The following is a 25851-nucleotide window of genomic DNA, read 5'->3' as shown; positions in this document are numbered from 1 at the left end:
CCCAATTATCCTGTAATCAGTAATCAGAAAGATATATCAATATGACAAAAGAACAACGATCTAGCAAGTGGACATTCCTTTTTTACAAAGAAAGTGCCCCTGCTGACTACCTTGAAGTTCTTGAAGAACTACACATCCCCTTCGTCCTGAGTCCTTGGCACGATAAGGATATTAATCGACAAACTGGGGAACTGAAAAAATCTCACAAACACGGAGCTTTCTTCTTTGATTCTCTCAAAAGTTATAAACAAGTTTCTGAGCTAATCAAGGACAAGTTGAATGGCCCTGCTCATGTAGAAATCGTACAATCACCCAAAGGACTTTTTGACTACTTCATTCATGCCGAAAATAAGGAGAAATCTCAATATGATATAGATGATATTGAAGTTGGATGTGGTTTTAATCTCGATAAATTTCTTGTAGAAAATAACTCAGATAATTTCATCCATGAAGTTGTGGATATTATTGAGCAGAATGACTTCACAGAGTTTGAAGAACTCGTCTGGTATGCACGAGCTAATCACACACCACTTCTTGGACTTATCATTGAGCGTACCTACTTTTTTGCTAAGTATTTGGATTCACGTCGATGCAATCCAATGAGAAACCAAGATAAGAAGGAGGATAATAAATGCAAGTGATTCTTCCTGATGAACAGATTCATCAGATTCAACTATTGCTATCAAACCTTATCCAAAAAGAAATTGAACAACAAATAGAAAAAAATACTTTAAGTTGTCCCTATTTGAACAAACAACAGACTTGTGACTATTTGGGAATTTCCAACAATACTCTTGATTCATGGATTCAAAGGGGTCTTCCATCAATCAAAATTGGAAAAACAATTCGATTCCACAAGGATGCTATTGATCGCTGGCTAAACGGTAACAACTAGAAAAATCAAGATTTTTATTTTATAATGGTCATGATATTTTCTGGTTCGATACAAAGGAGAATATCATGACTATCAGTAAGACAAAAAACGGAACTTACCGCTTAAAAGTCTATATACCAATAGAAGCACGAATGCCTCTTGGCATCGTTAATAATAACTATTATGATAAAAGGTTTAAAACAAGAAAGGAGGCACGACAAGCAGAGATAGACTTACTTACGAAGCTAAACCAAATTGAAGATAATGTCTTTTCGGGACTAGAAAAAGAAGATATTCTTTTCTCAGACTTCTATAATAATATTTGGTGGGAATCCTACAAAGCAGGACAAACTACATCTACTTCAAAGCCACCAAGCAGATCAACAATTGTTAATACCAAAACATGTTTTAAAAAGCATATATTACCACTTCTTGGCAACTATACGATTCAATTTTTAAACCAAAATAAACAGGTTATTCTAAATTTGATGACGGCAAAAGCCAACGAATATGCCAACTTCAAAACTTTACGAAGTTACGTTATTTCTATTTTTGATTGGGCAGAAGAACTTGAGTATATTGAAGCAAATAGAGTTGCAAAAACTTTAAGACGGATTAAGGCTGTCAAAAAAATTCAACTTGCAGAATCAAAACGTGATGAAGATTTATATTTAACTCATGAGCAACTCCAAGAATGGTTCTCAGCCTTTAAAGATGATTTAGAGAACGATAAAATATCACTCAAAGATTACGTCCTTTTCTATCTCACTTTTTTCCTTGGAGATAGAAAATCAGAAACATATGCTCTCCAGTGGAAACATATCGACTTTTCAAAATCTCAGATTCAGTTAATTCAGGCTTTAGATAGATACGGACAAGTAAAATCTACCAAAGGAAATAAAAAAACTATCTTTTCTATTTCTAGCGACTTGCTTCAACTTCTAACCTTATGGAAAAAACAACAAAAATATGAACTAGCAAAGTTTGGTATCATCACTAATCCAGAACAATTCATCTTCACTTATATAGATACCAGAGGGAATATCAATAAACCTTTACACTCTGACTATCTCAATAATAAAATGAAAACTATCAGAAAGCGACACCCAGAGCTTACACACGCTACACCACATAAACTACGTCATACGGGAGCAACACTCGCTAAACAGGCAGGAATGAGCTTAGAAGCCATTTCCGAAGCTCTAACACATAGCGACACAGGTACAACACAGATTTATGTCAATACTTCTAATGTAGTCCCTATGGCAGTCGGTGAATTTGCCTTAAAGTCTCTAAAACAATAAGGTTAAAATAAGGTAAACTTTGAGGTGAACTTTTTCAAAAAACATAAGAAAAGCACCCATGAGGTAAACTCTTGAGTGCTTTGAAACGTTGATATAATCGTATTGATTAACGTTTTGAGAATTGTGATGCTTTACGAGCTTTCTTAAGACCTGGTTTCTTACGCTCAACTTTACGTGAGTCACGTGTAAGAAGTCCTGCGCGTTTCAATGAATCGCGGAAGTCTGGGTCTACTTGAAGAAGGGCACGAGCGATACCGTGACGGATAGCTCCTGCTTGACCAGCGTATCCACCACCTACAACGTTAACGAAAACGTCGTATGAACCTGCAGTTGAAGTAACTGCGAATGGTTGGTTGATTACAAGACGAAGGTCAGCGTGTGGGATGTACTCTTCAACATCTTTTTTATTAACAGTGATTTTACCAGTTCCTGGAACAAGGCGAACGCGTGCAACAGCGTTTTTACGACGTCCAGTACCTGCATATTGTGCTTGTGACATACTTTATTGTTCCTTTCCTTAGATAAGTCCTGAAATATCAAGAACTTCTGGTTGTTGTGCAGCGTGAGTGTGCTCAGCTCCAACGAATACTTTCAATTTCATACCTTGAGCGCGGCCAAGAGTATTGTGTGGAAGCATACCTTTAACTGATTTCTCGATCAAACGTACTGCATTTTTAGAACGAAGTTCACCAGCAGAGATTGATTTCAATCCACCTGGGTGGTTTGAGTGAGTGTAGTAAATCTTATCAGATGCTTTTTTACCAGTCAATTTAACTTTTTCAGCATTGATAACAATTACGAAGTCACCTGTATCAGTGTGTGGTGTGAATGTTGGTTTGTTTTTTCCGCGAAGTACGCTAGCAACAACTGCTGAAAGGCGTCCAAGAGGTACATCAGTTGCGTCAACAACGTACCATTTGCGTTCTACTTGGCCTGGTTTAGCCATGAATGTAGTTTTGTTCATGATTTCTCCTATATGAATGTCGTTTTTGTTTACAGGGCGGATGTTCCGGTCCGCAAGTTATTTGAAAGGTTCCGGGGCCTTACAAATGGGGTAAACAATACCGCCTACTATTGTATCAAAATTCTCAGATAAAAGTCAAGCGGTTGGGAAAATATTTTTTCATTTTTGCCAGATTCGTAGTCTTCTTTCACCCTTCTCCTCAAGCATGGTCTGAAACGCCTTAGAAACTAAGTAAATAGCGCAAGTCAAGAACAGCGTAACCACTATATAATTGATCAAAGGACCGTGGTCTCCAACCAATGGTGGTTTTGTCAAAAAGCCATAATCTCCACCCGTCATTAGATTAACCACAAAGATCAGCGCATTAAGCGAAGATGTGATGACTAGGATTCGTTTGAAATCCAATAAATTAGCATCGTAGTCCTTCAAGAGATAAATCAAGGAATTTCCAAAGAGGGCTAAGTGTCCGAAAATAAAGGACAAAATGGCAATATGTGGGAAGGGATAGGGATCTGGTACTGGATAAACAAAAGCTGCCAAAGTCCCAAAGGTTCCGAGAACAGCAAAATACTGTTTGACTCTAGAGACACCCGGGGTCAAAAGCACTACAAACATTGCTAAACGGCAATGATAAAAGGGCAGACTTTCTGTCAGAGGCATCTGGTTGACCAAATACCAACCGTAGAGAAGGATTAACTGGGTCGCCTGTAAAATCTGGAAAAATCGTTGACAAACTTTTTTATCACCATAACGATAGGCAAGAAATACAGTCAATGCCAATAAAGTAAATAGACTTCCATACCAAAGAAGATCAAATCGGGGTGGCTCCGTCGGCTTCGTGCTAAATAAAGCATCCCAAACATTCATGTAACTTTCCTCATTTTCATATAAGCAGGCCTCTTACTCATCTCCATAGATCCTAGCTTACATTTATTTCTTATAATTTTGTGTTCCAAAGTAGCTATCGGCCTTAAGATAAAGCAAAACTTCTAATCAATATATTGTTCCCGCTCACCCTGATAAACCTGCCAAAGAATATCCATTTGTTCCTTAGTTATTCTTTTTTCAGATAAGGGAGGGAGAGCCGAAATGTCAAAAAATCCTAATTCAGCAACTTCTTGATTTTCTTGAAATTGTCCATCTAATAACTGACAGTCAAAGACGAACTTTGCATACTGCTTGTTCTGAAGTTGAAAGCGGTTGGTATCAAAAACTGCCAATAAAGAGCCTACTTCTGCCGAAAATCCTGTTTCTTCCTGAACTTCTTTTCGGATATTTTCCTTGGGAGAATATCCTACCTCACCAAAGCCACCAGGTAATGCCCAAGTATCCTCTCCTTGTCCTCTAACCAAACAAATCTTCTGGTCTTGAACAATCCAAGCCCTTACATCCATCAAGGGAGTTGCATAGCTACCTGATGGCTGAAAAATTGCAGTCAATTCCTCTTGATCGAGCTCTGTTTTATTCTGCAAGACACTCGATAAAATCTGACGTAAATCCTCATAACGTTCATGATCAAATGGGTCCTTTGTATAGGTCAACCCAGTATCAGTAATGGCTAACATTCTCTGAATAGCTTTGGCGAAATCAGTTGTGCTCATTTTCTAGACTTTCTACTAGCTTAGCTAGATTCATAGAATTCGAACCTTTAAGCAAGATTTGGTCATGTGAACCAAGACTTTCCTTAACTTGCTTGACCATGGCTTCAAACTGGTCTTCTTCAGCTGTTTTCTTGAAGTAGTAAACATGGCCAATTGGGAACATTTGACTGGCTAATTGAGCCAATTCAGCAATGTCTTCACCATAGAAAATAACAGTATCAAGAACATCTGGTGAAATGCTCAAAATCATCTGATTATGAAGTTGAACAGACTGATCTCCAAGTTCTTTCATATCTGCCAGAACTGCGATTTTCTTACCACCTTCATTTGCTGGAATAGCTGAAAATGTTTCGAGGATGAGCTTCATAGCAGTCGGATTGGCATTGTATACATCTGACAAGATATCCGCTCCGTTGGCAGCCTTTTTCCACTCGGTACGATTGCGGGTCAATTCTAGGTTTTGGAAGGCTTGATGGATTTGCTTCTCAGTCACTCCTTCTTGAAGAGCTACATAAGATGCAATCATGGCATTGGTCGCATTGTACTTACCAGTTACTGGCAAGTCGAGAGCCTGCTCCAAGAAATTGGCCTTGAAAGTCAAGCTATCCTTACGCTCAATCAAATCTGTAATTTTTAGTTCTGCACCTGGACCAAAACGAACTACTTTTTGGTCAGCTGGTAGATAATCCTCAACAATGGGATCAGCTGGTACCAAGAGCAAGGCACCCTTTCCCATCCCATCAGCGATTTGCAATTTCCCTTTGGCAATCTCTGAACGGTCCTTGAAGAAGGCCAAATGAGCTTCTCCTACCAAGGTCACAATAGCTGTCTTTGGATGAGCTAGTTCAGATAAGAGATGGATATCTCCTAGGTGATCCTGCCCCATTTCTAAGACCAGCTTTTCAGTATTATCTGGCATATGGAGAACCGTATAAGGGAGGCCAATCTCGTTATTATAGTTCCCTTGCGTTTTGTAGGTTTTGTAGTTTGTAGAAAGCAAATGGGCCAACATATCCTTGGTCGTTGTCTTCCCATTTGAACCTGTAACAGCAAAGACATCGACACCAGTCTTTTGAAGGTAATAGGCCGCAAGAGCTTGAAAGGCTGTCAAAACATCCTCTACTAAAATGTAAGGATGACCTGCTACTGCCTTCTCTGACAGGGTTACAGCAGCACCGTTTTCAAAAGCCGTCTCTATAAAGTCATGACCATCACGCGCCCCCTTTAGTGGCACAAATAAATCTCCAGGCCCAATCAAACGACTATCAAACTCAGCCTTGACTAGCGGGCTATCCGCATATCCTGTCACATCATTTTTTGCATCGACGGCACGCGCAACTTCGTGAATCGTAAGTTTCATGTTTACTCCTTTAAAAAGGGGCAAGTAGTCCTTCCCCGCCCTTATGTCTGTCTTTACAATAGGTGCGCTTCACGCTTGTCAAAACTTTCCTTAGCAAGATCAACTAAACGTTCAATTAATTCTGGATAAGAAATTCCCATATTGTCCCAAAGTAAGGGATACATAGACCATTGAGTAAATCCTGGCATGGTGTTAAGCTCGTTTAGGAAAACTTCTCCCTTATCTGTATAGAAAAAGTCACAACGTGAGAGACCAAGTCCACCAATAGCACGGAAGGCAGTTTCGGCATTCTTGCGCATTACCGATACCACATCATCGCTAATCTTAGCTGGAATATCCATCGTAATCTTATTATCGATGTATTTTGCTTCATAGTCATAGAAGGCTACATCTTTGACAACTTCACCTGGAAGCGTGCTCTTGACATCGTAGTTTCCTAAGAGACCAACTTCGATTTCACGTGCATTGACTCCTTGCTCTACCAAGACACGGCTATCATACTTGAAGGCAAGTTCTAGAGCTTGATGGAGTTCCTCTTTAGTTTCAGACTTAGAAATACCAACACTAGAACCCATATTGGATGGTTTGGTAAAAACTGGGTAGGTTAATTTTTCTTCGACTTCTGCAATCTTAGAGGCCAAGTCATCCCCTTCAACAATCGCTACGTAAGGAACTTGAGCAATCCCAGCAGACTCCAAAACACGTTTGGTAGTAATCTTATCCATGGCAAGGCTTGAAGATAAGATATTGCAACCGACATAGGGCATTTTCAAGACTTCTAAGAAACCTTGAACGGAACCATCTTCTCCCATAGGTCCATGAAGAACTGGAAAGACAACGGCTCCTTCTTCGTAGATAGCACTTGGAGCAATTTTCTTGTCCCAATCAATAGTCGCATTGGTCATGAGACGTTCATCTTGTCCAGGAGTTTGGGTAAATTCTTGGGTTTTGATGAAATCACCGGACTGACTGATAAAGAAGGTTTTGACTGCGAAACGATCATAGTTAACCGCACGCATCACACTCTCAGCCGACAATACAGACACTTCACGTTCTGCACTGCGTCCACCATATAATAAAATTATTGTTTGTTTCATATGATTGTCCTATTTCTACTAGAATACTCGCTTTTTAGTATATCACATTTGTTTATTTTTTTAAACTTGAATAGCACAAAAGAGACTGGATTAAAAATAAATCCAGTCTCTTGATTTCTTAAAGTCTTATCTGCTAACTAATTGCCTGTTCTATATTCTTACAGACTAAAGTTCTGTACGATTTTCAATAGCTCTTAGGAGCGTTACTTCATCTGCATATTCGATATCAGCTCCGACTGCTAGACCTCGTGCTAGACGAGTAACCTTAATCCCTGCAGGTTTAAGAAGTCGAGAGATATACATGGAGGTCGCCTCACCATCTGCTGTTGCATTGGTGGCCACGATAACCTCTGAAACTTCGCTATCCATGAGGCGAGTCATGAGACTTTTGAGGTTGATGTCATCTGGGCTAATTCCATTCATAGGGGAAATGAGGCCATGTAAAACATGGTAAAGTCCGTGGTATTCCTGGATATTTTCCATAGCAGCAACATCGCGACTATCCTCAAGGACCAGAATCGTTGACTGATCTCGGCTAGGATCAGTACAGATAGAGCAAGGATCCTCGTCTGTCAAACGTCCACAAATAGAGCAATAAGTCAATTCTCGCTTGGCTGCAAGGAGATTTTTTGCAAATTCATTGACATCGTCATCCGGCATCCCAATGGTATAAAAGGCCAGTCGGGTCGCTGTCTTAATCCCGATACCTGGAAGTTTAGAATAACTGTCAATCAGCTTAGCTATAGGTGTTGGGTAAAGCATGGCTTCCTTTCTAGTTCATTGGATGGTGTTGGTTGTATAGATTGATAATATCGCGAGCAATTGCTGGCCCAACATTTTTGGTTAAATTGGTATTATGAGGAAAGACTACTGCAACTGCAATTTGAGGATTTTCTGTTGGAGCATAGGCCACAGCATTGGTATTATTAGCTTCTTGACCACCAGCTACATAGCTTTCAGCTGTACCGGTCTTACCACTGATAGAAACAGTGGCGCCATCTAAAAACGCCCGTCCTGTCGTAAGGGGACTAGTTCCATGCGATACTTGGTAAAATCCTTGGTGCAAGATTGCCATATCTGATTCAGAAATATTGACCTTGTTGATTTCCTTGGTATCTATTGCTTGGATCAATTCCCCAAGGCCACCCTTATCATTGTTGTCGTATATTCCCTCGACAATATGCGGAGCTAGACGAACACCATTGTTAGCAATAGTTGCAACGTACTGGGCTAATTGCATCGGTGTGTAGTTATCAAACTGGCCAAAAGCATTAGTTAAATAATTAGCCAAGTCAAATTTTTGGGGGATAAATCCTGTCGATTCATCTGGCAAGTCAATCTCAGTAGAAACTCCTAGTCCATACTCTCCAAAGGTAGCACGAAGTTTACCCATAGCAGACTCAAGTTGATTGGTTTTGACTGTCATATCTGGTTGATAGGTCTGCCCCATCATTCCTAACGCAGTTTGCACCATGTAGGCGTTAGATGAATATTCTAGAGCCTCAACGGCTGTAACTGGAAAAGAACCGTAATAAGGGGTATACCACGAATTGATAGCTGCGGATCCTTGAAAAACGATTGGTTGGTCTGTCAAGGTCTGGTTCCCTTTTAAAACTCCATTTTCCCAACCAGAACTGATGGTTGCTGCCTTAACGACAGACCCTGGTACAAAAACATTGGTCACTGTCCCTAGTGAGTCTGGTGTCAATTCACCAGTCTCCAGATTATGCTTCATCCCTGACATTGCCAATACAGCACCTGTCTTAGGATTAAGGGCTACTGCATAAACGCCTTCTGAGTATTTAGCACCACCATTTGCAAGTTCAGAATTGAAATAACTCTTCAAGAGGCTATCAACACTATCTTGGAAGGTCAAATCAATGGTTAATTTGATGTTTTTACCCTTGCTACCTTCTTCGATATTCTCTACGCTCTCCATGTCTCCGTGCTTGTCCAAATGGATTTCCTTGATCGTCCGTTTACCTTGCAAGACTTCTTCGTATTGTTTTTCAAGGTAAGAAGTCCCGACACGGTCATTGAGCGAGTAACCTTTTTTCAAATACGCATCCACTTCTTCTGCTGGAAGTCCGGATTTTTCACTAGAAACAGTTCCAACAATAGATGAAAGTGAGGTTTCTAAAACCTTTCGATCCCATGAAGTAGAGATAGAAATACCTGGCAATTTCTTAGAAGCAGATGCAATCAGAGCTACCTGCGTATCCGTCAAAGGATCGGTTTGGATATTCCCTGTCGCAAAATTTTCTACTGAATTGAGTTGGCTAAAGAGGTAGATTGCCTTCTTTTCATCATCAGAATAATTCAGCTGATTCGCTGCAATACTCTCAGCAGCATTATTATAGAGTTCAGACTCAGAAAGTTGATTGCCATCTGAATCATACCGTTTATCTTTTGGAAGAGCTTCGACTGTCTTCTTATAAACTTCAGTATCAGCCAAATAGTAGTCAGCCATTTGACGGTCAGTCAACTCTGGAGAAGTAACTGTTACGTAGTCCAACAATTTTTTAGAAATGTCTTTTAGATCAGCTGCAGTCATCTTGTTGCTTCGTGTGAAGGAAACAACTTGCTTAACGGTATTTTGAACCAAAGGCTTTCCTGCCGCGTCATAGATTTCTCCACGAGCAGAACCCATAGTTACACGAGTTTGACTAGCAGAAGCTAGTTTGTTTTCGTAAAAATCCTTATGAAGAACTTGCATATAAAGCAAACGACCAATAATTGCTAAAAAGAGCAAAATGACGATTGCAAACAACAAATTAAGCCGTATCGGTATCGAGTGGCTATTGAATTTTCTCATACAAATCAATCTCATTTCTAATCATAATAAACAATCAAAATCTTTATATTTCTTTTACCTTTTCTTATCCCTATTTTAACGGGGTTTTAAGAAAATAACCTAACCATACACTACTTTATACGCTCCTACAAAGTACGCAAAAAGGGGAGCAAAATTTAAAAGTTTTTAATGAGTTCAGCAGGCAAGAAACTAGCACGGTAAAACGTGCTTTTTTAAATTGTCTGGTGCTATTATACCATATTCTAACCTTGTTTTTCCAATTCGTACATATCTACTGAATGAAGCACTAAATCCCGATACTTCCAGGTTGATACTAAGTAATCTAGTAACTCTTTATCTTCTACTTTAAAATCTAATAGGAGCAATAACTTAACTTTGTATTCATTCCTTAGTATCGGTACACTATAAGCCACTTCTACCCAATGTTCAAAACCTAGTTTAGTTTCTTCAATGCTCATAAGTTCAATATTTAAAATCTTCATATTTCTTCCTCCTACTTTATTATTCGTAAAAGAAAAATAAAAAGCACTTAGAATTTCTAAAAACTTTCTTCTTTTGTCATATCAATGATTTCTTTTAAGGTTGGTTTGTTTTTCCTAATTCTATCCCATGCTCTCATTTTTAAGAAAGTAGGTAGATATATACCGTTTATTTTTGGCATTTCTTTAGATAGATTGTATTCTTTTCTGATTTTATCTTTGTTGCTTTCAATAATTTTATTACGAGGCAAACAGTAGAAAATACCCTCTCCAAAATAACTTAAGTCTTCGTCTGAGATTTCAATTAATTCTTCAAGTCCGACAAAAATACTTCTGTTATATTCGTCTTCTTTTTTAGAGAATGCTCTTTTAATAAAATCTCTACTAAATCCCATTTTCTAGCACCGCCAATCCATAAACAAGTAAGCCCATTATACCATTTTTGATAAGACTTTTGTTCTTTAGTCTTTTAACTATATCATTAGTAGTCATTCATCTTTTCCTTTTCTGATTTTCTTCTAGATAGCTTTCTATATTTTCATCAAGTAGCATTATCTCATTAAATTCAAAAAATTCTGCTGGTATTGACAAATCTAAGTCATCAATATCAAATAAAATACTTTCAATATCAAGTGTTAGGTCAAGCTCTAAAATGTCTAATTGAATTGTTTCTAACTCTTGTAAATTATCCTCAATCATTTTAATTTCTCCTTACTCAAATACTAATAAAGCACCCTCTCGATAACTTCTAGCAAAATCTATTATAATTTCATTTTTAATATCTCTATACTTATCTTTATCAATGTTAAGCAATTTATATAGTTCGCTTAGCTTTATGACCTCTTTTTGTGGTCTAGTGAATAGATTAGAGAAAACTTCTCTTTTTTCTTCTTTCAGACTGTCCTTATATCTATCAACAATGTTTACTATTTCTATTGCTTTTTCCTTAAATGCTCCATTAGTCTTTTCCATGTTAGCTAATTTTAAAAGAGTTTGATAGCTTTTTAGAAAGTAATATGTTCTTTTAATTGTTTCAAATTCATTTATTTTCATTTTCATTATTAGCGACTTATCTTTAATGAAATTATTTGAATTTCTCGGGGTTCGCTCTAGGTTCAATCACGCGCACCCCAAAAAATTAACTCGTAAATAATCAACAAAAAGAGGCGTTTGCCTCTCTTGTTTATTCTGGGTTCTTTGTTTAATAATAATCAGCAAGCCCTCTATACTTCTTATTATTATCAAGTGACTTCAATAAATTAACGCTATCAGCTCCTACTAAATCCAAAGTACCGTGAGCAGTCATAGAGTCCATAGTAATTGGAGTGTCAGAAAGTAAGCGATCTGCATAGTCTAATAGCTCTAATTCATATTCTGCTACCTTATTAGCTAGACTTTCAAAATCCTCTGACTCTTTCAGTTGTCTAATGCGATCACGTTTATAACGTTCTTCAAAAGTTTCAGTTTGTTTATTAGTGTTTTTTTGTGTCATGTTTTTTCTCCTTTTAATTGCCTATTTGATCATCTAAGTTAGGTTTTCTTAGTAATCTGGATAAATACAATTTGCTAAAATGGAAACTCGGTATCTTCATGTTCTTCTACTTTTACTTGTTCAAGTAAGGTAAGCCCCTCTTTTTTCCAATTCTCCAAAATTGCTTTTAAGTATTTAAAGCTTGGTCGGTCGGCTTTTGAAGTAATTTCAATAGCATAGTTAAGCATATCGATACTCATTCCGTCAAGACTTACATAGTCAAGTAACTGCTCAAGTTGTCTATCAGTAATATGGATACCAATATTTTTTAGAGTTTCGTATAAACTAGAACCAATAACTGTCTTATTATAATTATTATTATTATTATTATCTATCTCTTTCTCTATCTCTTTCTCTATCTCTATCTCTATCTCTGTTGGACATGAGTTGGAAATTGTCAAAGATGATTGGACTTCTTCCAATATAGAGGTATCTTTATTTTGTTCCCGTTCGTAACGCTTATATTTAGCCCAATTCGTTTCGCTTTTAACCATTGCTTTAGCTTGGGGGAACTCTGCGTTTTGTTCCTCGTCAATCTGAATAAGTCCACATTGAGTAAAGTAAGTTAAAGTCATGTCTATATCTTCTTCAGATACATCTAATTTTAAAGCTAGTTCTTCCTTTAAAGTTTCAAAATATCCCTCATAGTATAAGATACAGTCACTATCTAGACTTTCAAGCATTAGTCTAATATATAAAACCGTCATAGTATAACCACTTGGTTGGGTTTTTAGCCTTTTGATGAAAATATTATCAAAAAATTTTTTATCAATTTTTAGCCAAAAATAAACTTTTGTTTTAGCCATTATCAACCCCCAAGAATTTTAATAGATCAGTAACTTTATAGTATACTTTCCTAGTATCTTCAAGTGGTGGTTGATATCGTCTTAACCCTGCATTCTCCCACCTTTGCAAAGTCTTATATTTTATGTCTAATTCGTCCATGGCTTCCTGTGCTGACATTAAACCAGTCAAGCGTGGTTTGAGTAAATCACGCGCTCCTAGATAGCTTTCTACAATGTTTAATACGCCATGAGCTAGCTCGTATTCGCTCTCTTTACTAAGACTAAACATATTCGCCCACCCCTTTCAGTAATTGCTTATAGCTCTCTAAATCAGCATTTAAAAGGACAGTTAGGCGCTTCTGCTCCTCTTGTACTTGGTTATAGAATGCCTTTGCTCCGTCCAGTAATTCCTCTTTGTTAGCAGGGATAAAATATCCTCTGAAAGCCCCATGACGTACACCAACGATAGGGACGCCGTAGCGCGTGACTAGACGGCTAACAATGTCCTGTACGGTTCTTTCTGCTAACTTAGTGATTAAGCTGATTTCTGCCCTTGTTATGGAGTTCTCAGAACCTACTTTGATTAGTCTTAGAACTCGCTTGTCATTCCGTGTTAAATTCATTCAATACCTCCCCATACGTCAACCCCTGCAAGCTGAATATAACGCCCGTAACAAGGGTTTAAATCTTTGCTAGGTGTTTCTATTACCTGTTCCAAAATGTCACGTTTATGGCTCTCTATTCGCTTTAAACAAAGGAATAATAAGCCGATAGCTAAAAGTAGAATGATTGCCTGTGTATTGGTTATATCTAATTCATTCATGCAATTACCTCTAACTTATGCTCTAGCTTGGTATGAATTGATATAGAGTAACTGAGACTCTAAATCCATTGAAAAGAAGCCGTCAACTTCTTCTGAAGATAACTTTTTATCTAAAAAATCTTGAATAAACTGATAAAGACTAGGAGCTTTTTCTTTGATCTCATTGATTAAGTTATCTAGTTCTTCTTGTGTCATTTCTTTAATATTAATAGTCATGTTATTCCCTCTTTGTTCTTTATACTTACATAGTCAAAAAATTTTTAATATGGTATAATTAAGTAACTAAAACCCCTTTAATAATAGCTTGCCTGCGTTGTTAAATTTGTTTTAGTGTATGTTTCAAGGCGTGGTAGTTTGGTCGCTTCCTATGCCTTTTTAATTGCATTCACGCGCTTTCTTGGCGTGTTTTTTTATTTCTAAATGTCCATTCTTTGATATCGTGATAGTTCATGTTTAATTCAATCATAGCTATAACCATATCTTCCAAAGCTTGGTACTGCTCTAACTCTTCACTCGTTAAGCTATCGATACCGTTAAAACCTTTACGATTTTTAACTAACTGTTTAGCGTTCATGTCTGTTACTGCTTTTAGTAGCAAGTTATTCATGGTGCTATACGCGTGCTTGGGTTTTGCTTTCCATGTCTCTATACTGTCATGTAAGGTTTTTCTTTTGGTCTTTTCTAGCGCTCTCTGAATACGAAACTTAGAAAGTTCCTCGCGCATTTCAAAGAATGCTCTTACTAGGTTTTCTTTAAAGTTAGCCACTTGCTCAGTATTCTTTAAAAATGTAACTAACAAGGTCGCCTGTTGTTCATTCAAAATAAAATCTTTAGCACTCTGACCACTCTTTAAAGCTTGGATTTTAAATCCAACCTTTCCGAAACGTTCAAACCTTGCTTGATGTTTACGGATAGTTCTTGTAATTGTATGATGTTGTAGGTTGGTACATTCTGCAACAATACTACTTAGTGTATACGGTTCTTTCTTACCGTCCATATAGACTAGTTCCATTGGTTTGCTCCTTTCTAATGTTCAGGTCTTAATAGTTCATCTAGGGTAACTCCTAGATAATCAGCAATCTTTAGCAAAGTTTCTGCTTCAGGATTTTTTGTACGTTCATAGTACAAACTAGTAAGTGTAGTTTTTGAAATCCCAGTAGCTTTATACACGTCTAAAACTTTCTTACGTTGCTTTGCTAAAAGAACTCTGAAGTTATTTTTCATTCTCGTAACTCCTTTCTTTTTGTAATTTATGCATTACAATTTTTTTTGATAATTGTAATATGTACCTACAGTTTACAAAAAACAAAAAATATTGTCAAGTATTTTTTACAATTAGTTGAAAAAAAAAAAGTTATACTGTAAAATAGAAACGAAAACAAGGAGTAAACAATGATACAAACAAACCTAAAAGAACTTTTAAATAAAAATAATATCAGTATAAATAGACTATCAATAGAGACAGGGCTATCACGCCCAACCTTAACTTCATTGATGAATAATGAAAGCAAAGGTATACAGTTTGATACTTTAGAAAAATTACTAGATTATTTTGATATCTCTATTTCTGATTTTTTTAGTGTCTACAGTGAAAAAGTTATCTTCAATTTTTTATCTGAAATTCCATTATCCAAGGTGAAAACTATGGAAGGAAGCCCGTTTTCTGTTAAAAAAAAGGATAATCATGTAGAATTTAACCCTTCAGAACTAATGACTTATAAGTGTTGTATTGAAACTGACGGAATACTTGGAAAGCCATTTAGTGGAACGCTAACCCCTGTTATGGATAATGAGAAAATAGTTGCTATGGGACTAATTTTCTATCGCTCTGATAAAGAAGGAAATCCATTGCCAATTCAAGATATCAAATCTTTTATAAAAAAATTGGATAGTAACGCTTTAGGGATACTAGTAGAGAAACTTCTTAATAACTGGTATAAAAGGTATAAAATTATTAAAAAGAGCGATTTTTCAAATATAATCATTACCAACCTTACTTTATTAGATGAGCAACCTGTCTCTTATCCAGTTTTTATAGATATCGATAAATTAGGAAAGGAAATAAGATTTGATTTATATGGATACAAAAATAGTGGTTATAAAGAAGGGGATGAAGATTTTAGTAATTCAGTAATTTTTAATGATTTAGAAGATTAGTAGACACTTTACATCATCTATTACTAACCTATACTTAAAAAACTTTCGCATATTTCAAATTCAAGTCTTATATACCAAACCATAGCAAACCTTAGCACTAATATTTTTCTTTTAGGGAGTCCGAAAAGTCCAATTATAACAACAAAGGCGCGTGATTTCTCTATATGGTTAAATATGTTAGCATTAGTTAACATTTTTCCAACAAAAACCAACATTTAATAAAAAGGAGTAACCGTCATGGGGCTATTTAATTTTTTTAAATCAAAAACAAGAAAAGAAAAAATTTTAGATAAATACTATTCAAATTATCCTGAAAAACCCTTTATTAGTGACAATCGTGCTTTTGATGAATGGGAAAGACTGGTTAAGTTTGACCCCACAAAAATTGTAAGCAGAGATAAGATGAAAAGAAACTCTGATGGCTTATTACCTGGACATATCTATCAAATTTATTGGATTGACAAGTATAAACCTGAAAGACGTATTCCTGTTTATTTTGAATATGAATTTGGTATAGATTTTAAAACTGAGCAAAAGTTTTTAGAAAAAGAAGGTTATATCAATGATTTTCAAGCAACCCAAAAAGGGAACAATATCTTAAAGAAATATCAAAAAATTATTGATGAAAAAAACAACCAAAATAAGCACCCTAAACTAAATCTAAAAAAAGAACTTGCAAAATTTGATAAACAACAAAAGGAATTAGCTAAATATGGAATTGAGTCTCATGACGATAAAAACGAAACAATAGGGTTTGTACATCAATCAAACGCTATCTCAGATTATAAAGACGGGAATTACGAAGAAGCAAAAAAAGGCTTTATCAAAGCTATGGAAGAATATAACTTTTACACTCCTGGTGGCGTTGAATATTTAGCTAAAATATACCGAAAAGAAAAAAATTACCAGTCAGAAATTGAAGTTGTAGAAAAAGGATTAGAGTATTTTAAAAGACATAAAAATCAAAGTTGGAGTGTTTCTACAATTACAAATTTAAACAAACGATTAGACAAAGCTAAACAGTTAGCTGAAAAACAAAAATAGAACCTCAATAAACCCTATACACGTCTTGTTTCCTATTATGGGTAGAGATTTTGCCGTCTAACTCCTTAAAATTGAATACAGGGCAATCTGTGAAGTTCTAGCATGATTTAAACCACACTCTAAAACCTTTTTAATAATAGCTTGCCTGCTGATGTTTTTTAGAAAGGTATAAATCATGAAAATAACTGAAGTTATAAAAAAAGACGGTAGTAAAGTCTACCGAGCAAGTGTTTACTTAGGAGTTGACCAAGTAACAGGAAAGAAAGTTAAAACTAAGGTAACAGGGCGAACACATAAAGAGGTAAAGCAAAAAGCTAACCAAGAAAAAATAGATTTCCAAAAATCTGGATTTACTAGACAAAAAGCTAGTACCGTAACAAGCTATCAAGAATTAGTTAATCTCTGGTGGGAAAGTTATAAGAATACTGTTAAGCCAAACACTCAAGGCAATGTTAGAAAGTTGCTTGATAATCATGTATTGCCTATTTTCGGGGCTTATAAGCTCGATAAGCTCACTACTCCACTTGTCCAGTCAATTATCAATAAACTTGCTGACAAGGCAAATAGAGGCGAAAAAGGAGCTTTCTTGCACTATGACATGATACACGCGCTTAATAAACGTATCTTACAGTATGGTGTTACTATGCAAGCGATACCGTCCAATCCTGCGCGTGATGTTGTTTTACCTCGTAACACTCAAAAAGCAAAGCGACAAAAGGTAAAACACTTTGAAAATGAAGAATTAAAAAAGTTTCTTGGTTATCTCGATAATTTAGACTTAAATATTTATCGTTATTACTACGAGAATACGCTTTATAAGTTTCTACTTGCTACTGGTTGTCGTATCAATGAAGCTTTAGCCCTTTCTTGGTCTGATATAGATTTAGATAATGCCGTAGTGCATATTACCAAAACACTAAATCGGAATTTAGAACTGAATAGCCCAAAATCTAAGACTAGTTATCGGGATATAGATATAGATTTAGCTACTATCGATATGCTAAAACAATACAAACTACGCCAAACTAAAGAGGCGTGGAAGATAGGACAACGTGAAAGCGTGGTATTCTCCGATTTTATTCATGAGTACCCTAGCAGTTCAAATCTTAAAAGAAGACTGCTGACACATTTTAAGCGTGCTGATGTTCCTAACATAGGTTTCCATGGTTTTCGTCATACTCATGCAAGTTTACTACTTAACTCTGGTATTCCTTACAAAGAGCTTCAGCACCGTTTAGGACATTCCACTTTATCCATGACTATGGATATTTATAGCCACCTCTCAAAAGAAAGCGCAAAAAAAGCAGTCTCATTCTACGAAACTGCACTAAAAGCACTATAAGGGGAGCAAAAAGGGGAGCAAAACTAAAAGCCAAAGTTTTAAGACAAGGCAAAAAGCCAATAACAACGGCATTCTCACTATATTTTGCTTGAAAAAGTCCGATTTCTAATCAAAATCTTACTTTTCATTGTACCATAATTTAGGGAGAAAATTATGGAAAAAGAAAAGACTTTTCCTTTTTGGCCCAAAAATTATTTTCTATGATATAATAGTGGTAAGCGCTATTTTTATTTGTTAGATTCATCAAAGGAATTCTAGCAAATATCTATAAAAGGAGTCACATGAACAAGCAAGACATCTCTACGATTATTAATCTTCATTTTGAGGAAATGACGGAATTAGAGCAAGTGATTGCCCGTTATTTCTTACAAGTTGAAACAATTCATGACGACTTGTCTTCGCAAGAGGTCACCCAAAAACTACATATCTCACAAGCTGCTCTCACACGTTTTGCAAAAAAATGCGGATTCAAAGGTTATCGTGAGTTTATCTTTAAATATCAACAACAAAAAGATGCCCTAACTCTCCTACAACCAGATATGAATCCCTTGACACAAAGAGTCTTAAGAAGCTATACTAATCTCCGAGAAATGTCTCGAGAACTGATTGATGAAGAACAACTAGAACGCGTAGCCCAAATGATTGAACAGGCTGAGCGTGTCTACTTCTTTGGAACTGGAAGTTCTGGCTTAGTCGCTCGGGAAATGAAATTTCGCTTCATGAGACTGGGTGTAGTCTGTGAAGCCATAACAGATCCAGATGGTTTCGCCTGGACTACAAGCATTTTGGATAAGAACTGTCTCGTATTTGGTTTTTCTCTTTCAGGTACAACAACTTCCGTCATCGATAGTCTACTAGATGCTCAGGATATGGGAGCAAAAACTGTTCTATTTACCAGTATGCTTAGCAAGGAGACTCAGGACTTTACTGAGACTGTACTTGTAGCAAATCAAGGTCAATCCCCTTATATTCAACGGCTTTCTGCCCAGCTTCCTATGCTCTTTGTCATTGACTTGCTTTATGCTTATTTCTTAGAAATTGATCGTGAAAGTAAAGAAAAGATTTTTAATAGCTATTGGGAAAATAAAAAACTCAATGGTTATCGTAGAAATCGTAAAAATGGAAAATCCTAAATTGATGTAACAATTTAGGATTTTTTTATCACTCAAATGTGGTTATAACAAATTTATCAAAACTCAATTCTCTTTTGAAAGCAAACCTACTTTCATCACTCGAATCGTTGCTTCTGAAGCGAATCCAAGAAGAGCATTATCAGAAACGCTAGTCATTTTCACTTTGAAGTCAAAGATTGAATCAGCTTGCTCTGTAAAGTCAATCGTTGGAATCGTGATTGTTTTCTCAGTTTCACCATCTTGGAAAGTCAAGTCAGCTGTTGTATCCTTGTAAACCTTACCGTGAACCCCAGTTCCTGGCTCTGTTACAACATGGACTGTTGCTACACCCTTACTTCCACCAACACGTTTGATGGTTACAGTAACCGGTTGACCTTTTTGAACTTCATAGGTTGTTTCTTTCATCTCAAACATACCCTTGCCGGCATTGTTGAGGGTGTAAATACCTTCAGTTGCAATGGCTTCGCCAGTTTTATTGACAAGTTTGATAGTATGTTCACCAGGAGCCAAGTCATCTGTTTCATAGACCATTTGGCTACGTTTACGAGTTGCATTCTTGGTTTGGACATCTACAACCTTTTGACCATCTACGTAAACTGACATTTCACCGTGGTTTGGATCAACTGTAGACACTACATATGCTTTTGTTCCAGTGAAACGGTAGGTAACGCTAGCATCTTTTTGGTTGGTCCACATAGATGTTCCACGGATACCTTCAGATTCATCATACCAAGTTGTATTTTCTTTATCGGCTGTTGTGTTTGAATGGTAATCCAATCCAAGTGGGTATCCATCTGTTTTCTCGATACTGCTTGGTGTCTTATAGACAGAGAAGTTTGTCAAGATAGGAGTTGCTTGCGCACCAGTAATGGTCACGCGAATTTTTTGTGCTTCTACTGGTTGACCTTGGATCAGGCGACGATAACCAACAGTTGAGCCTTCACCGTATGGTACCCAACGTCCGTTAAGTTCAACTTCAACCTTGAAGCCAGAGATACGTTGACCTTTAGCGATATCTTCTTTGAGTTCGACTACGTCAAAGCGTCTCTTTTGACCAAGATCGACAGTAAATTCACTCGTTTTAGCATCATTTGCTGGCGCCCAGCTGGTATCATCCTTACCATCTGTTAGGTGGCTTGCTTGATACAAGTGATTCTTACGAGTAGAGCTTGCAGTAACTGTTGCACCCTTAGCGAAGTCAGTCGCATACATTTGATCCAATGTTGCTCGGAATTCTTGCAAGCGAGCAACGTCTGCTTCTGCGAATTTACCTTCTTTATTAGGTGGAATATTGAGTAGAAGTGGCGTTCCACGACCAACAGACTTGAAGTAAATATCCATCAAATCTTTGATTGATTTTGGTTGTTGATTGTCATGGTAGAACCAACCTGAACGGATAGAAACGTCTGCTTCACCGACTGAGTACATATCTCCTTCTGGATCCCCATGATTGAGATAATCATTCTTCACATCGTCGGTGATTTTAGCTTTCTTGACCTTATGCCAAACTGGATCTCCAGCAATACCACGTTCATTACCAATCCAACGTACACTTGTTGGTTGAGCAGAGAAAATAGCGATATCTCCTTCAGCTTTCTTGATGTACTCGAACCACTTATCAAAGGTGTAGGTTACTTTTTGAGCCCCGCTACCACGCGCACCATCCATCCATACTTCAATGAACTTACCGTTATTTCCGTATTTAGGATTACCAAGGATTTCCTTGAGTTGGTTGAGGTAGTATTCGTTGTACTCTTTTTCAGTATTCACGTGATAGTTTGGATTGTTTGCATCCCAAGGTGATAGGTACACACCCATATTCATGTCATACTTAGTTGCTGATTTTGAGATTTCTTCGAGAAGGTCACCTTTACCATTTTTCCATGGACTAGCAGCTACGGTATGTTTTGTATATTGAGAAGGATAGATGACAAATCCGTCATGGTGTTTAACAACCATAATTGTTCGTTTGAATCCAGCGTCCTTCAATGTCTTAATCCACTGGTCTGTATCAAGGTTCGTCGGGTTAAAGTTTTGAGGATTTTCTCTACCGTTCCCCCACTCAGAGTTAGTATAGGTATTCATACCATAGTGGATGAAGGCAGCCAATTCTTCTTTATGGTAGTCCAATTGGGCCTTACTTGGCAGTGGACCGTAAGCTGCGATCTCTGTTTCTTGATCCTCAGGGGAGCTTACTTTATTTTTATATTTTTCTTGTTGATTATAGGTCAATGATTGCTTTCCTTTAGTTCATATCTGTTAGTGTTACTAGCATATATTTGAATTAACTTAAATATACTATATCGAAGTCAAAAATGCAAGATTCCTTGACATTAGTAAACAAGTTACTCTTTGCTTTTATGTAAAAAACCTAAATTGGCAAAGCCAATTTAGGAATGTTTTGTTCTAAAATGATAATAAGCACCGAGCATACCGGCAGTATTCTGATGGTGGGCAAATTCAAGTTGTGTCTTGTCTGCCAAGCTTGGAACGAGGGCATCTTTCAAAGCCTTACGGATTTTAGGTTTCAAAATTGCTTCTTGCCCCATGATGCCACCGCCAAGGATGACAACTTCTGGATTAACCACATAACAAATATTCGCTAAACCTTTGCCCAGATAATCTACCATACGGTCAATCCCCTCCATACAGAGTTTATTGCCTTCGGTAGCTTCTTTGAAAATTCTACGACCGTTCCACTGTTCCACTTCATCTCCATGTGCGTCTGCTACATACTTAACAAGAGCTGTCGTAGATGCTAAATCCTGGAAGGCTCCATCCTGCATGTGCAGATAACCAACTTCACAGGCAGAATTACTAAAGCCATGAAAAACTTGGCCATCAATGATTAAGCAACCACCGATACCTGTTCCAATTGTCAAACAAAGGGTAATACTTGCACCCTTTCCTGAACCAGAGACAGCTTCAGCAAGACCTGCACAGTTAACATCATTTTCAATTTCACAAGGAATATTAAAGCTAGCTTCAATTTCCTTTTTAAATTGAGTCCCAGCATAGTTCGGAATCTGTGGACCAGCGTAGAAAATCTCACCCTTATCAGGATCAACCATTCCCGCTGAGGAAATGGCTACACCTGACACTGGTCCTTTTTCTAGATAGCTAGCTACGATATCTTTTGTTTTCTGTAAGATATGTGGACCGCCCTTATGAGCCTCAGTTGCTACTTCGTGAGACTCTATCAGTTGTCCATCTTGGTCAATCAAACCATATTTGATATTAGTTCCGCCAATATCAATTGCAACGTAATTAGTCATAAAACCTCCTATTGATTAGAGGAAACGCTCCTTAGTTTCACGAATCAATTGAGCAGCTGCTTCTACAACTGGACGATCTTCTTCGGTCACTGGTGTAAGTGGAGAACGAACTGATCCGATATTAAGTCCTTCATTGATTTTCAAGACTTCTTTGATAACACCGTACATGTTTCCATGTGCAGCAGTCAATTTTCCAATGATAGCGTTGATTGCATATTGCAATTCACGCGCTGTTTCTAGGTCTTTTTCCGCAATCAATTGGTTGAGTTTCAAGAAGAGTTCTGGCATAGCACCATAAGTACCACCGATACCAGCTTTAGCACCCATGAGACGTCCACCAAGGAATTGTTCGTCTGGACCATTAAAGACGATATGATTATCACCACCAAGACTTACAAAAGTTTGGATATCTTGAACTGGCATTGAAGAGTTTTTAACACCGATGACACGTGGGTTTTTCAACATTTCTGTGTAAAGGCTTGGAGTCAAAGCAACTCCTGCCAATTGAGGAATGTTATAGATCACATAGTCTGTATTTGGTGCTGCTGCACTGATGTCGTTCCAGTATTTTGCTACTGAGTACTCAGGCAAACGGAAGTAAATTGGTGGGATTGTTGCGATAGCATCTACTCCCAAACTTTCAGCATGGCGAGCAAGCTCGATACTGTCTTTGGTATTGTTGCAAGCCACGTGAGCAATGATGGTCAATTTACCTTTAGCAACAGCCATGACTTCTTCCAAGATCAACTTGCGGTCTGCTACACTTTGGTAGATACATTCACCTGAAGAACCGTTGACATAAAGTCCTTGAACACCTTTATCAATAAAGTATTGCACCAAAGCACGAGTTCGTTCTGGGCTTACTTCTCCCTCATCATCATAACATGCGTAGAAGGCAGGAATAACACCTTCATATTTTTTTAAATCTGACATAGATTTCTCCTAAGATTTCTTATTTTCTGCTCTGAGCAGATGATTTTTTACTATTTTAGTATACACCTTGTAAAAAGTGCTTTCAATACATCCAAGCCACTTAGATTTTAATTTCTATTCATCTCCCGTAGCTTTTCTTGTTTGAAAGTAGTTTCATATCATTTTCAATCTGCTTGATATTTAGCAAACAATTTTTCCATTAATCCAGCCTGGCAAAAGGCAAGAAGACCAAAGCCAAAGAGTAGAAATGCTGATCCACCGAGCACTAGAGTAAAGCCTGATAGATAGAGAAGCATAATGATTAATAAAATAATCGCAAGCATCAAGAAGAACCACACGAAGTTAAAACTAACTAGGAGCAAGCCCTTTTGGAGTGCTTCTTTCCAAGTCAAGTCATAACGCGCTGCAATAGGATAGCTAGCCAACATAACTAGGGTTAAAAATATCAGAATTCCCAAACAAATAGCTTTAATGAGTTGAAAGGCAACACCAGTTTGAGTCCAAAATAGTGATAAGTCAACCACACTGATCAAAAAGATTCCTAATTCCAGCAAACCTAACTGAAAACCTAATTTCAAATTTTGCTTGAAGGCTCTAATATAGATTTTGAAAACAGGAATGCGACGGTTGCGCTTCACTTCAAAGATTGTCTGATAGAGACTGATTTTAGCTACTCCAATAGTCACAATAGGCAAACAAGACACAACAAAGAGTAGGTTCACCGTCACAATATCTAAAACCTTCTCGCAAAAACGCATAAGAAAGTTATCCGTATCGAATGCCGCTTTTATCAATCCAGATCCTTTATGTGCCATTGTTTGCTCCTCCTAACTGACTAATCGATTAAAATTTTAAATAAATATTTGCGAACTGTATCTTCCATACCTGCATAACCGTTAGGCTGATGAGGTTCTCCTGGGAAGAAAACTGCAAAATTGTGATATCCCAACAAAAGTGGGTATTGTTCGTGACAATGAACAAAGCCAATATCACTGGCTTCATCAAAGGCTACAGCCTCATCTTTGATGCGAGAACCGTAGCTAGAATACTCATGTCCTTCAACTAACAAATGCAAATCTGCATAGTTTTTATGATGCTCAAAGCGATCATTTTCTTCTTTATTGAGAACATTTTCTTGTACAACTAGGAAAACTTTATCCCCATCAATCTCGTATTTCCCTAATTCAAAGTTATCTTTACGATGCTCATAGAGATAATCAATAGCCTTGTCCAGATTTGGGTGAATTCCCTTGTAAAAGCTAATGTTTTTTAAATCATCAAAAATCATAGTAATTTCCTTTACCTGATTGTTACCTTCAGGCCTAAGATGTCTATCCAGTAAGTTTATAAGTGTCTAACAAAACTTCATGAAGTAAGCAGCTCCTCTCCATTTTGTAGACACTTATATATCCAGTATTCTCTTAGTCTATCAACTATACTTCTGCATATTGATAAACAAATTGTACGATATTCAATATTCGCAGAGTACTATCCTTTGACAGCTCCCATAGTAATCCCTTGAGTGAAGGATTTTTGGAAGACAAGGAAGACTGTTACGATTGGCACAGCTGCAAGAGCAGCCCCTGCCATAATTAAACCATAGTTGGTTGCCATCTCAGCCTGCATAGTCGCAACCCCGAGTGAGATGGTCAAGTTGTTACGAGATGTCAACATAACCAACTGCATAAAGTAGTCATTCCATGTATTGATGAAGGTAAAGATTGCAAGAGCTGCAAATCCCGGTTTCACAATAGGGAAGGCTACACTCCAGAAAGTACGAATCTCACCACATCCATCGATTTTAGCAGATTCGAGCAATTCTGTAGGAATGTTTTCACTGAACTGTTTCATGAGGAAGACCCCAAATGGCCATCCGATCAAAGGCAAGATAACTGCCCAAAGAGTATCATGGATTCCCATGAAGTTGACGATACGTACCAATGGTACAAGGACAACTTGTTTTGGAAGAGCCATGGCAGCGATAAAGATTGCAAAGAGAATGCGTTGTCCATAGAAACGTTTCTTAGCCAATACATAACCTGCTAGTGAAGAGGTTGCACAAACCAAGAACATTGTTACCAATGAAATGAAGACTGAGTTCCACATCCATTGCAAGGCTGGGTTTTGCACCATCAATTGTTGGAAGTTCTCCATTGTTGGAGCTTTAGGGAACCATTGTGGTGGAATCATAATGGTATCTGGTTGTGATTTGAATGCACCTGTCAAAATCCAGTAGAATGGAAAGATAAACAGTACAGTCAATAAAAGCAAGAAGATGGTTGAAATAACAGTGAAGGCTGTTAAAGGTTTCTTTTGTGTAGATTGCATAGCTGT

The 25851-nt window shown here is 37.3% G+C and carries 31 protein-coding genes and 2 pseudogenes; 7 read left to right on the top strand and 26 right to left on the bottom strand.

The features are described from left to right. Positions 1-41: 41 nt before the first annotated feature. From ACTO1Y_RS07835 to ACTO1Y_RS07825, 3 genes are all read left to right on the top strand, one after another. On the top strand, positions 42-641 hold the full coding sequence (locus ACTO1Y_RS07835; protein WP_111675300.1) for a replication protein: 600 nt from the start codon (positions 42-44) through the stop codon (positions 639-641). Further along, positions 632-895, top strand: coding sequence for a helix-turn-helix domain-containing protein (locus tag ACTO1Y_RS07830; protein WP_111675299.1), 264 nt, complete (start codon positions 632-634; stop codon positions 893-895). The genes ACTO1Y_RS07835 and ACTO1Y_RS07830 overlap by 10 nt, the downstream gene beginning before the upstream one ends. 65 nt (positions 896-960) lie before the next feature. Continuing rightward, positions 961-2178: a site-specific integrase gene (locus ACTO1Y_RS07825; RefSeq protein WP_111675298.1), complete on the top strand. Its 1218-nt coding sequence runs from the start codon at positions 961-963 to the stop codon at positions 2176-2178. 106 nt (positions 2179-2284) lie between these two features. Here the strand turns inward: ACTO1Y_RS07825 and rpsI are convergent, their stop codons facing one another. The 20 genes and pseudogenes from rpsI to ACTO1Y_RS07725 all read right to left on the bottom strand — a co-directional run bounded on the left by rpsI (position 2285) and on the right by ACTO1Y_RS07725 (position 14857). Beyond that, positions 2285-2677, bottom strand: a complete 393-nt coding sequence (rpsI, locus tag ACTO1Y_RS07820) for a 30S ribosomal protein S9 (protein ID WP_002893764.1) — start codon at positions 2675-2677, stop codon at positions 2285-2287. A gap of 18 nt (positions 2678-2695) precedes the next feature. Then, positions 2696-3142, bottom strand: a complete 447-nt coding sequence (gene rplM / locus ACTO1Y_RS07815) for a 50S ribosomal protein L13 (RefSeq protein ID WP_001044622.1) — start codon at positions 3140-3142, stop codon at positions 2696-2698. A 159-nt stretch (positions 3143-3301) separates the two neighbouring features. Continuing rightward, positions 3302-4009 (bottom strand): YwaF family protein, encoded by a 708-nt coding sequence (locus ACTO1Y_RS07810; protein WP_254726691.1) that lies wholly within the window; start codon positions 4007-4009, stop codon positions 3302-3304. A 122-nt stretch (positions 4010-4131) separates the two neighbouring features. After that, positions 4132-4743, bottom strand: coding sequence for an NUDIX hydrolase (locus ACTO1Y_RS07805; RefSeq protein ID WP_441348850.1), 612 nt, complete (start codon positions 4741-4743; stop codon positions 4132-4134). Beyond that, entirely contained in the window at positions 4730-6103 is a 1374-nt protein-coding gene (locus tag ACTO1Y_RS07800; protein WP_441348849.1) for a UDP-N-acetylmuramoyl-tripeptide--D-alanyl-D-alanine ligase, read from the bottom strand. Before ACTO1Y_RS07800 ends, ACTO1Y_RS07805 begins: the two co-directional genes overlap by 14 nt. Positions 6104-6156: 53 nt before the next feature. Continuing rightward, complete coding sequence (locus ACTO1Y_RS07795) at positions 6157-7200, bottom strand: D-alanine--D-alanine ligase (RefSeq protein ID WP_441348848.1); 1044 nt, start codon at positions 7198-7200, stop codon at positions 6157-6159. A 165-nt stretch (positions 7201-7365) separates the two neighbouring features. Further along, the gene (gene recR / locus ACTO1Y_RS07790; RefSeq protein ID WP_000966738.1) at positions 7366-7962 is read right to left on the bottom strand and encodes a recombination mediator RecR; all 597 of its coding nucleotides are present in this window, start codon (positions 7960-7962) and stop codon (positions 7366-7368) included. A 10-nt stretch (positions 7963-7972) separates the two neighbouring features. Continuing rightward, positions 7973-10015: a penicillin-binding protein PBP2B gene (pbp2b, locus tag ACTO1Y_RS07785; RefSeq protein ID WP_441348847.1), complete on the bottom strand. Its 2043-nt coding sequence runs from the start codon at positions 10013-10015 to the stop codon at positions 7973-7975. Positions 10016-10257: 242 nt separating this feature from the next. Then, the gene (locus ACTO1Y_RS07780; protein WP_441348846.1) at positions 10258-10497 is read right to left on the bottom strand and encodes a DUF7720 family protein; all 240 of its coding nucleotides are present in this window, start codon (positions 10495-10497) and stop codon (positions 10258-10260) included. Positions 10498-10553: 56 nt separating this feature from the next. Further along, on the bottom strand, positions 10554-10889 hold the full coding sequence (locus tag ACTO1Y_RS07775) for a hypothetical protein (protein WP_441348845.1): 336 nt from the start codon (positions 10887-10889) through the stop codon (positions 10554-10556). 97 nt (positions 10890-10986) lie between these two features. Next, positions 10987-11193, bottom strand: coding sequence for a hypothetical protein (locus ACTO1Y_RS07770; protein ID WP_441348844.1), 207 nt, complete (start codon positions 11191-11193; stop codon positions 10987-10989). Positions 11194-11205: 12 nt separating this feature from the next. Beyond that, positions 11206-11553 (bottom strand): hypothetical protein, encoded by a 348-nt coding sequence (locus tag ACTO1Y_RS07765; RefSeq protein ID WP_441348843.1) that lies wholly within the window; start codon positions 11551-11553, stop codon positions 11206-11208. Between the two features lie 142 nt (positions 11554-11695). Continuing rightward, positions 11696-11956 (bottom strand): annotated as a pseudogene (locus tag ACTO1Y_RS07760) (hypothetical protein); the annotation flags it as partial. A gap of 104 nt (positions 11957-12060) precedes the next feature. Next, positions 12061-12831, bottom strand: coding sequence for a phage replisome organizer N-terminal domain-containing protein (locus tag ACTO1Y_RS07755; protein WP_441348842.1), 771 nt, complete (start codon positions 12829-12831; stop codon positions 12061-12063). After that, positions 12824-13099, bottom strand: coding sequence for an XRE family transcriptional regulator (locus ACTO1Y_RS07750; RefSeq protein WP_441348841.1), 276 nt, complete (start codon positions 13097-13099; stop codon positions 12824-12826). The genes ACTO1Y_RS07755 and ACTO1Y_RS07750 overlap by 8 nt, the downstream gene beginning before the upstream one ends. Further along, the gene (locus ACTO1Y_RS07745) at positions 13092-13433 is read right to left on the bottom strand and encodes a DNA-binding protein (protein ID WP_441348840.1); all 342 of its coding nucleotides are present in this window, start codon (positions 13431-13433) and stop codon (positions 13092-13094) included. The genes ACTO1Y_RS07750 and ACTO1Y_RS07745 overlap by 8 nt, the downstream gene beginning before the upstream one ends. Beyond that, entirely contained in the window at positions 13430-13633 is a 204-nt protein-coding gene (locus tag ACTO1Y_RS07740) for a hypothetical protein (RefSeq protein ID WP_441348839.1), read from the bottom strand. The genes ACTO1Y_RS07745 and ACTO1Y_RS07740 overlap by 4 nt, the downstream gene beginning before the upstream one ends. Before the next feature lie 15 nt (positions 13634-13648). Continuing rightward, entirely contained in the window at positions 13649-13849 is a 201-nt protein-coding gene (locus tag ACTO1Y_RS07735) for a hypothetical protein (RefSeq protein WP_441348838.1), read from the bottom strand. 169 nt (positions 13850-14018) lie between these two features. Continuing rightward, the gene (locus ACTO1Y_RS07730) at positions 14019-14645 is read right to left on the bottom strand and encodes a Rha family transcriptional regulator (protein ID WP_441348837.1); all 627 of its coding nucleotides are present in this window, start codon (positions 14643-14645) and stop codon (positions 14019-14021) included. Between the two features lie 14 nt (positions 14646-14659). Beyond that, positions 14660-14857 carry a helix-turn-helix domain-containing protein gene (locus tag ACTO1Y_RS07725; protein ID WP_441348836.1) on the bottom strand — a complete coding sequence of 66 codons (198 nt, stop codon included), beginning with the start codon at positions 14855-14857 and terminating at the stop codon, positions 14660-14662. 168 nt (positions 14858-15025) lie between these two features. Between ACTO1Y_RS07725 and ACTO1Y_RS07720 the strand changes: the two genes are divergently transcribed. The 4 genes from ACTO1Y_RS07720 (at position 15026) to ACTO1Y_RS07705 (ending at position 19309) form a co-directional block, all read left to right on the top strand. Next, the gene (locus tag ACTO1Y_RS07720; RefSeq protein ID WP_441348835.1) at positions 15026-15790 is read left to right on the top strand and encodes a helix-turn-helix domain-containing protein; all 765 of its coding nucleotides are present in this window, start codon (positions 15026-15028) and stop codon (positions 15788-15790) included. 237 nt (positions 15791-16027) lie between these two features. Beyond that, positions 16028-16834: a hypothetical protein gene (locus tag ACTO1Y_RS07715; RefSeq protein ID WP_441348834.1), complete on the top strand. Its 807-nt coding sequence runs from the start codon at positions 16028-16030 to the stop codon at positions 16832-16834. A 175-nt stretch (positions 16835-17009) separates the two neighbouring features. Continuing rightward, positions 17010-18176, top strand: a complete 1167-nt coding sequence (locus tag ACTO1Y_RS07710; RefSeq protein WP_441348833.1) for a tyrosine-type recombinase/integrase — start codon at positions 17010-17012, stop codon at positions 18174-18176. A 281-nt stretch (positions 18177-18457) separates the two neighbouring features. Further along, positions 18458-19309, top strand: a complete 852-nt coding sequence (locus ACTO1Y_RS07705) for a MurR/RpiR family transcriptional regulator (RefSeq protein WP_254726696.1) — start codon at positions 18458-18460, stop codon at positions 19307-19309. A gap of 63 nt (positions 19310-19372) precedes the next feature. Here ACTO1Y_RS07705 and ACTO1Y_RS07700 read toward each other — a convergent pair. From ACTO1Y_RS07700 to ACTO1Y_RS07675, 6 genes and pseudogenes are all read right to left on the bottom strand, one after another. Next, a pseudogene (locus tag ACTO1Y_RS07700) lies at positions 19373-21505 on the bottom strand (alpha-L-fucosidase); the annotation flags it as partial. A gap of 194 nt (positions 21506-21699) precedes the next feature. Continuing rightward, positions 21700-22584 (bottom strand): ROK family protein, encoded by an 885-nt coding sequence (locus tag ACTO1Y_RS07695; RefSeq protein WP_254726697.1) that lies wholly within the window; start codon positions 22582-22584, stop codon positions 21700-21702. Between the two features lie 15 nt (positions 22585-22599). Next, positions 22600-23517, bottom strand: a complete 918-nt coding sequence (locus ACTO1Y_RS07690; protein WP_254726698.1) for a dihydrodipicolinate synthase family protein — start codon at positions 23515-23517, stop codon at positions 22600-22602. Between the two features lie 164 nt (positions 23518-23681). Further along, entirely contained in the window at positions 23682-24332 is a 651-nt protein-coding gene (locus ACTO1Y_RS07685; RefSeq protein WP_441348832.1) for a YesL family protein, read from the bottom strand. A 20-nt stretch (positions 24333-24352) separates the two neighbouring features. Further along, entirely contained in the window at positions 24353-24805 is a 453-nt protein-coding gene (locus tag ACTO1Y_RS07680; protein ID WP_441348831.1) for a YhcH/YjgK/YiaL family protein, read from the bottom strand. 200 nt (positions 24806-25005) lie between these two features. Next, positions 25006-25845, bottom strand: coding sequence for a carbohydrate ABC transporter permease (locus tag ACTO1Y_RS07675; RefSeq protein WP_004250812.1), 840 nt, complete (start codon positions 25843-25845; stop codon positions 25006-25008). Positions 25846-25851 lie beyond the last annotated feature (6 nt).

The sequence above is a fragment of the Streptococcus sp. V728 genome, from assembly GCF_052077995.1.
In the GTDB taxonomy this organism is placed as follows: Bacteria; Bacillota; Bacilli; order Lactobacillales; family Streptococcaceae; genus Streptococcus; species Streptococcus infantis_B.
Note: the sequence above shows the minus strand (reverse complement) of the source record. Positions and strands in the feature narration are given on the sequence as shown.

Excerpts from the sequence above, each read along its gene's own strand:
- ACTO1Y_RS07735 (WP_441348838.1), bottom strand. The coding sequence starts at position 13,849 with ATGACTATTAATATTAAAGAAATGACACAAGAAGAACTAGATAACTTA.
- ACTO1Y_RS07725 (WP_441348836.1), bottom strand. The coding sequence starts at position 14,857 with ATGAAAAATAACTTCAGAGTTCTTTTAGCAAAGCAACGTAAGAAAGTT.
- pbp2b (WP_441348847.1), bottom strand. The coding sequence starts at position 10,015 with ATGAGAAAATTCAATAGCCACTCGATACCGATACGGCTTAATTTGTTG.
- ACTO1Y_RS07745 (WP_441348840.1), bottom strand. The coding sequence starts at position 13,433 with ATGAATTTAACACGGAATGACAAGCGAGTTCTAAGACTAATCAAAGTA.
- ACTO1Y_RS07825 (WP_111675298.1), top strand. The coding sequence starts at position 961 with ATGACTATCAGTAAGACAAAAAACGGAACTTACCGCTTAAAAGTCTAT.
- ACTO1Y_RS07690 (WP_254726698.1), bottom strand. The coding sequence starts at position 23,517 with ATGTCAGATTTAAAAAAATATGAAGGTGTTATTCCTGCCTTCTACGCA.
- ACTO1Y_RS07780 (WP_441348846.1), bottom strand. The coding sequence starts at position 10,497 with ATGAAGATTTTAAATATTGAACTTATGAGCATTGAAGAAACTAAACTA.
- ACTO1Y_RS07775 (WP_441348845.1), bottom strand. The coding sequence starts at position 10,889 with ATGGGATTTAGTAGAGATTTTATTAAAAGAGCATTCTCTAAAAAAGAA.
- ACTO1Y_RS07755 (WP_441348842.1), bottom strand. The coding sequence starts at position 12,831 with ATGGCTAAAACAAAAGTTTATTTTTGGCTAAAAATTGATAAAAAATTT.
- ACTO1Y_RS07675 (WP_004250812.1), bottom strand. The coding sequence starts at position 25,845 with ATGCAATCTACACAAAAGAAACCTTTAACAGCCTTCACTGTTATTTCA.
- ACTO1Y_RS07810 (WP_254726691.1), bottom strand. The coding sequence starts at position 4,009 with ATGAATGTTTGGGATGCTTTATTTAGCACGAAGCCGACGGAGCCACCC.
- recR (WP_000966738.1), bottom strand. The coding sequence starts at position 7,962 with ATGCTTTACCCAACACCTATAGCTAAGCTGATTGACAGTTATTCTAAA.
- ACTO1Y_RS07800 (WP_441348849.1), bottom strand. The coding sequence starts at position 6,103 with ATGAAACTTACGATTCACGAAGTTGCGCGTGCCGTCGATGCAAAAAAT.
- ACTO1Y_RS07720 (WP_441348835.1), top strand. The coding sequence starts at position 15,026 with ATGATACAAACAAACCTAAAAGAACTTTTAAATAAAAATAATATCAGT.
- ACTO1Y_RS07750 (WP_441348841.1), bottom strand. The coding sequence starts at position 13,099 with ATGTTTAGTCTTAGTAAAGAGAGCGAATACGAGCTAGCTCATGGCGTA.
- ACTO1Y_RS07805 (WP_441348850.1), bottom strand. The coding sequence starts at position 4,743 with ATGAGCACAACTGATTTCGCCAAAGCTATTCAGAGAATGTTAGCCATT.
- ACTO1Y_RS07715 (WP_441348834.1), top strand. The coding sequence starts at position 16,028 with ATGGGGCTATTTAATTTTTTTAAATCAAAAACAAGAAAAGAAAAAATT.
- ACTO1Y_RS07770 (WP_441348844.1), bottom strand. The coding sequence starts at position 11,193 with ATGATTGAGGATAATTTACAAGAGTTAGAAACAATTCAATTAGACATT.
- rplM (WP_001044622.1), bottom strand. The coding sequence starts at position 3,142 with ATGAACAAAACTACATTCATGGCTAAACCAGGCCAAGTAGAACGCAAA.
- ACTO1Y_RS07705 (WP_254726696.1), top strand. The coding sequence starts at position 18,458 with ATGAACAAGCAAGACATCTCTACGATTATTAATCTTCATTTTGAGGAA.
- ACTO1Y_RS07680 (WP_441348831.1), bottom strand. The coding sequence starts at position 24,805 with ATGATTTTTGATGATTTAAAAAACATTAGCTTTTACAAGGGAATTCAC.
- ACTO1Y_RS07835 (WP_111675300.1), top strand. The coding sequence starts at position 42 with ATGACAAAAGAACAACGATCTAGCAAGTGGACATTCCTTTTTTACAAA.
- ACTO1Y_RS07730 (WP_441348837.1), bottom strand. The coding sequence starts at position 14,645 with ATGGAACTAGTCTATATGGACGGTAAGAAAGAACCGTATACACTAAGT.
- ACTO1Y_RS07695 (WP_254726697.1), bottom strand. The coding sequence starts at position 22,584 with ATGACTAATTACGTTGCAATTGATATTGGCGGAACTAATATCAAATAT.
- ACTO1Y_RS07830 (WP_111675299.1), top strand. The coding sequence starts at position 632 with ATGCAAGTGATTCTTCCTGATGAACAGATTCATCAGATTCAACTATTG.
- rpsI (WP_002893764.1), bottom strand. The coding sequence starts at position 2,677 with ATGTCACAAGCACAATATGCAGGTACTGGACGTCGTAAAAACGCTGTT.
- ACTO1Y_RS07765 (WP_441348843.1), bottom strand. The coding sequence starts at position 11,553 with ATGAAAATGAAAATAAATGAATTTGAAACAATTAAAAGAACATATTAC.
- ACTO1Y_RS07710 (WP_441348833.1), top strand. The coding sequence starts at position 17,010 with ATGAAAATAACTGAAGTTATAAAAAAAGACGGTAGTAAAGTCTACCGA.
- ACTO1Y_RS07795 (WP_441348848.1), bottom strand. The coding sequence starts at position 7,200 with ATGAAACAAACAATAATTTTATTATATGGTGGACGCAGTGCAGAACGT.
- ACTO1Y_RS07740 (WP_441348839.1), bottom strand. The coding sequence starts at position 13,633 with ATGAATGAATTAGATATAACCAATACACAGGCAATCATTCTACTTTTA.
- ACTO1Y_RS07685 (WP_441348832.1), bottom strand. The coding sequence starts at position 24,332 with ATGGCACATAAAGGATCTGGATTGATAAAAGCGGCATTCGATACGGAT.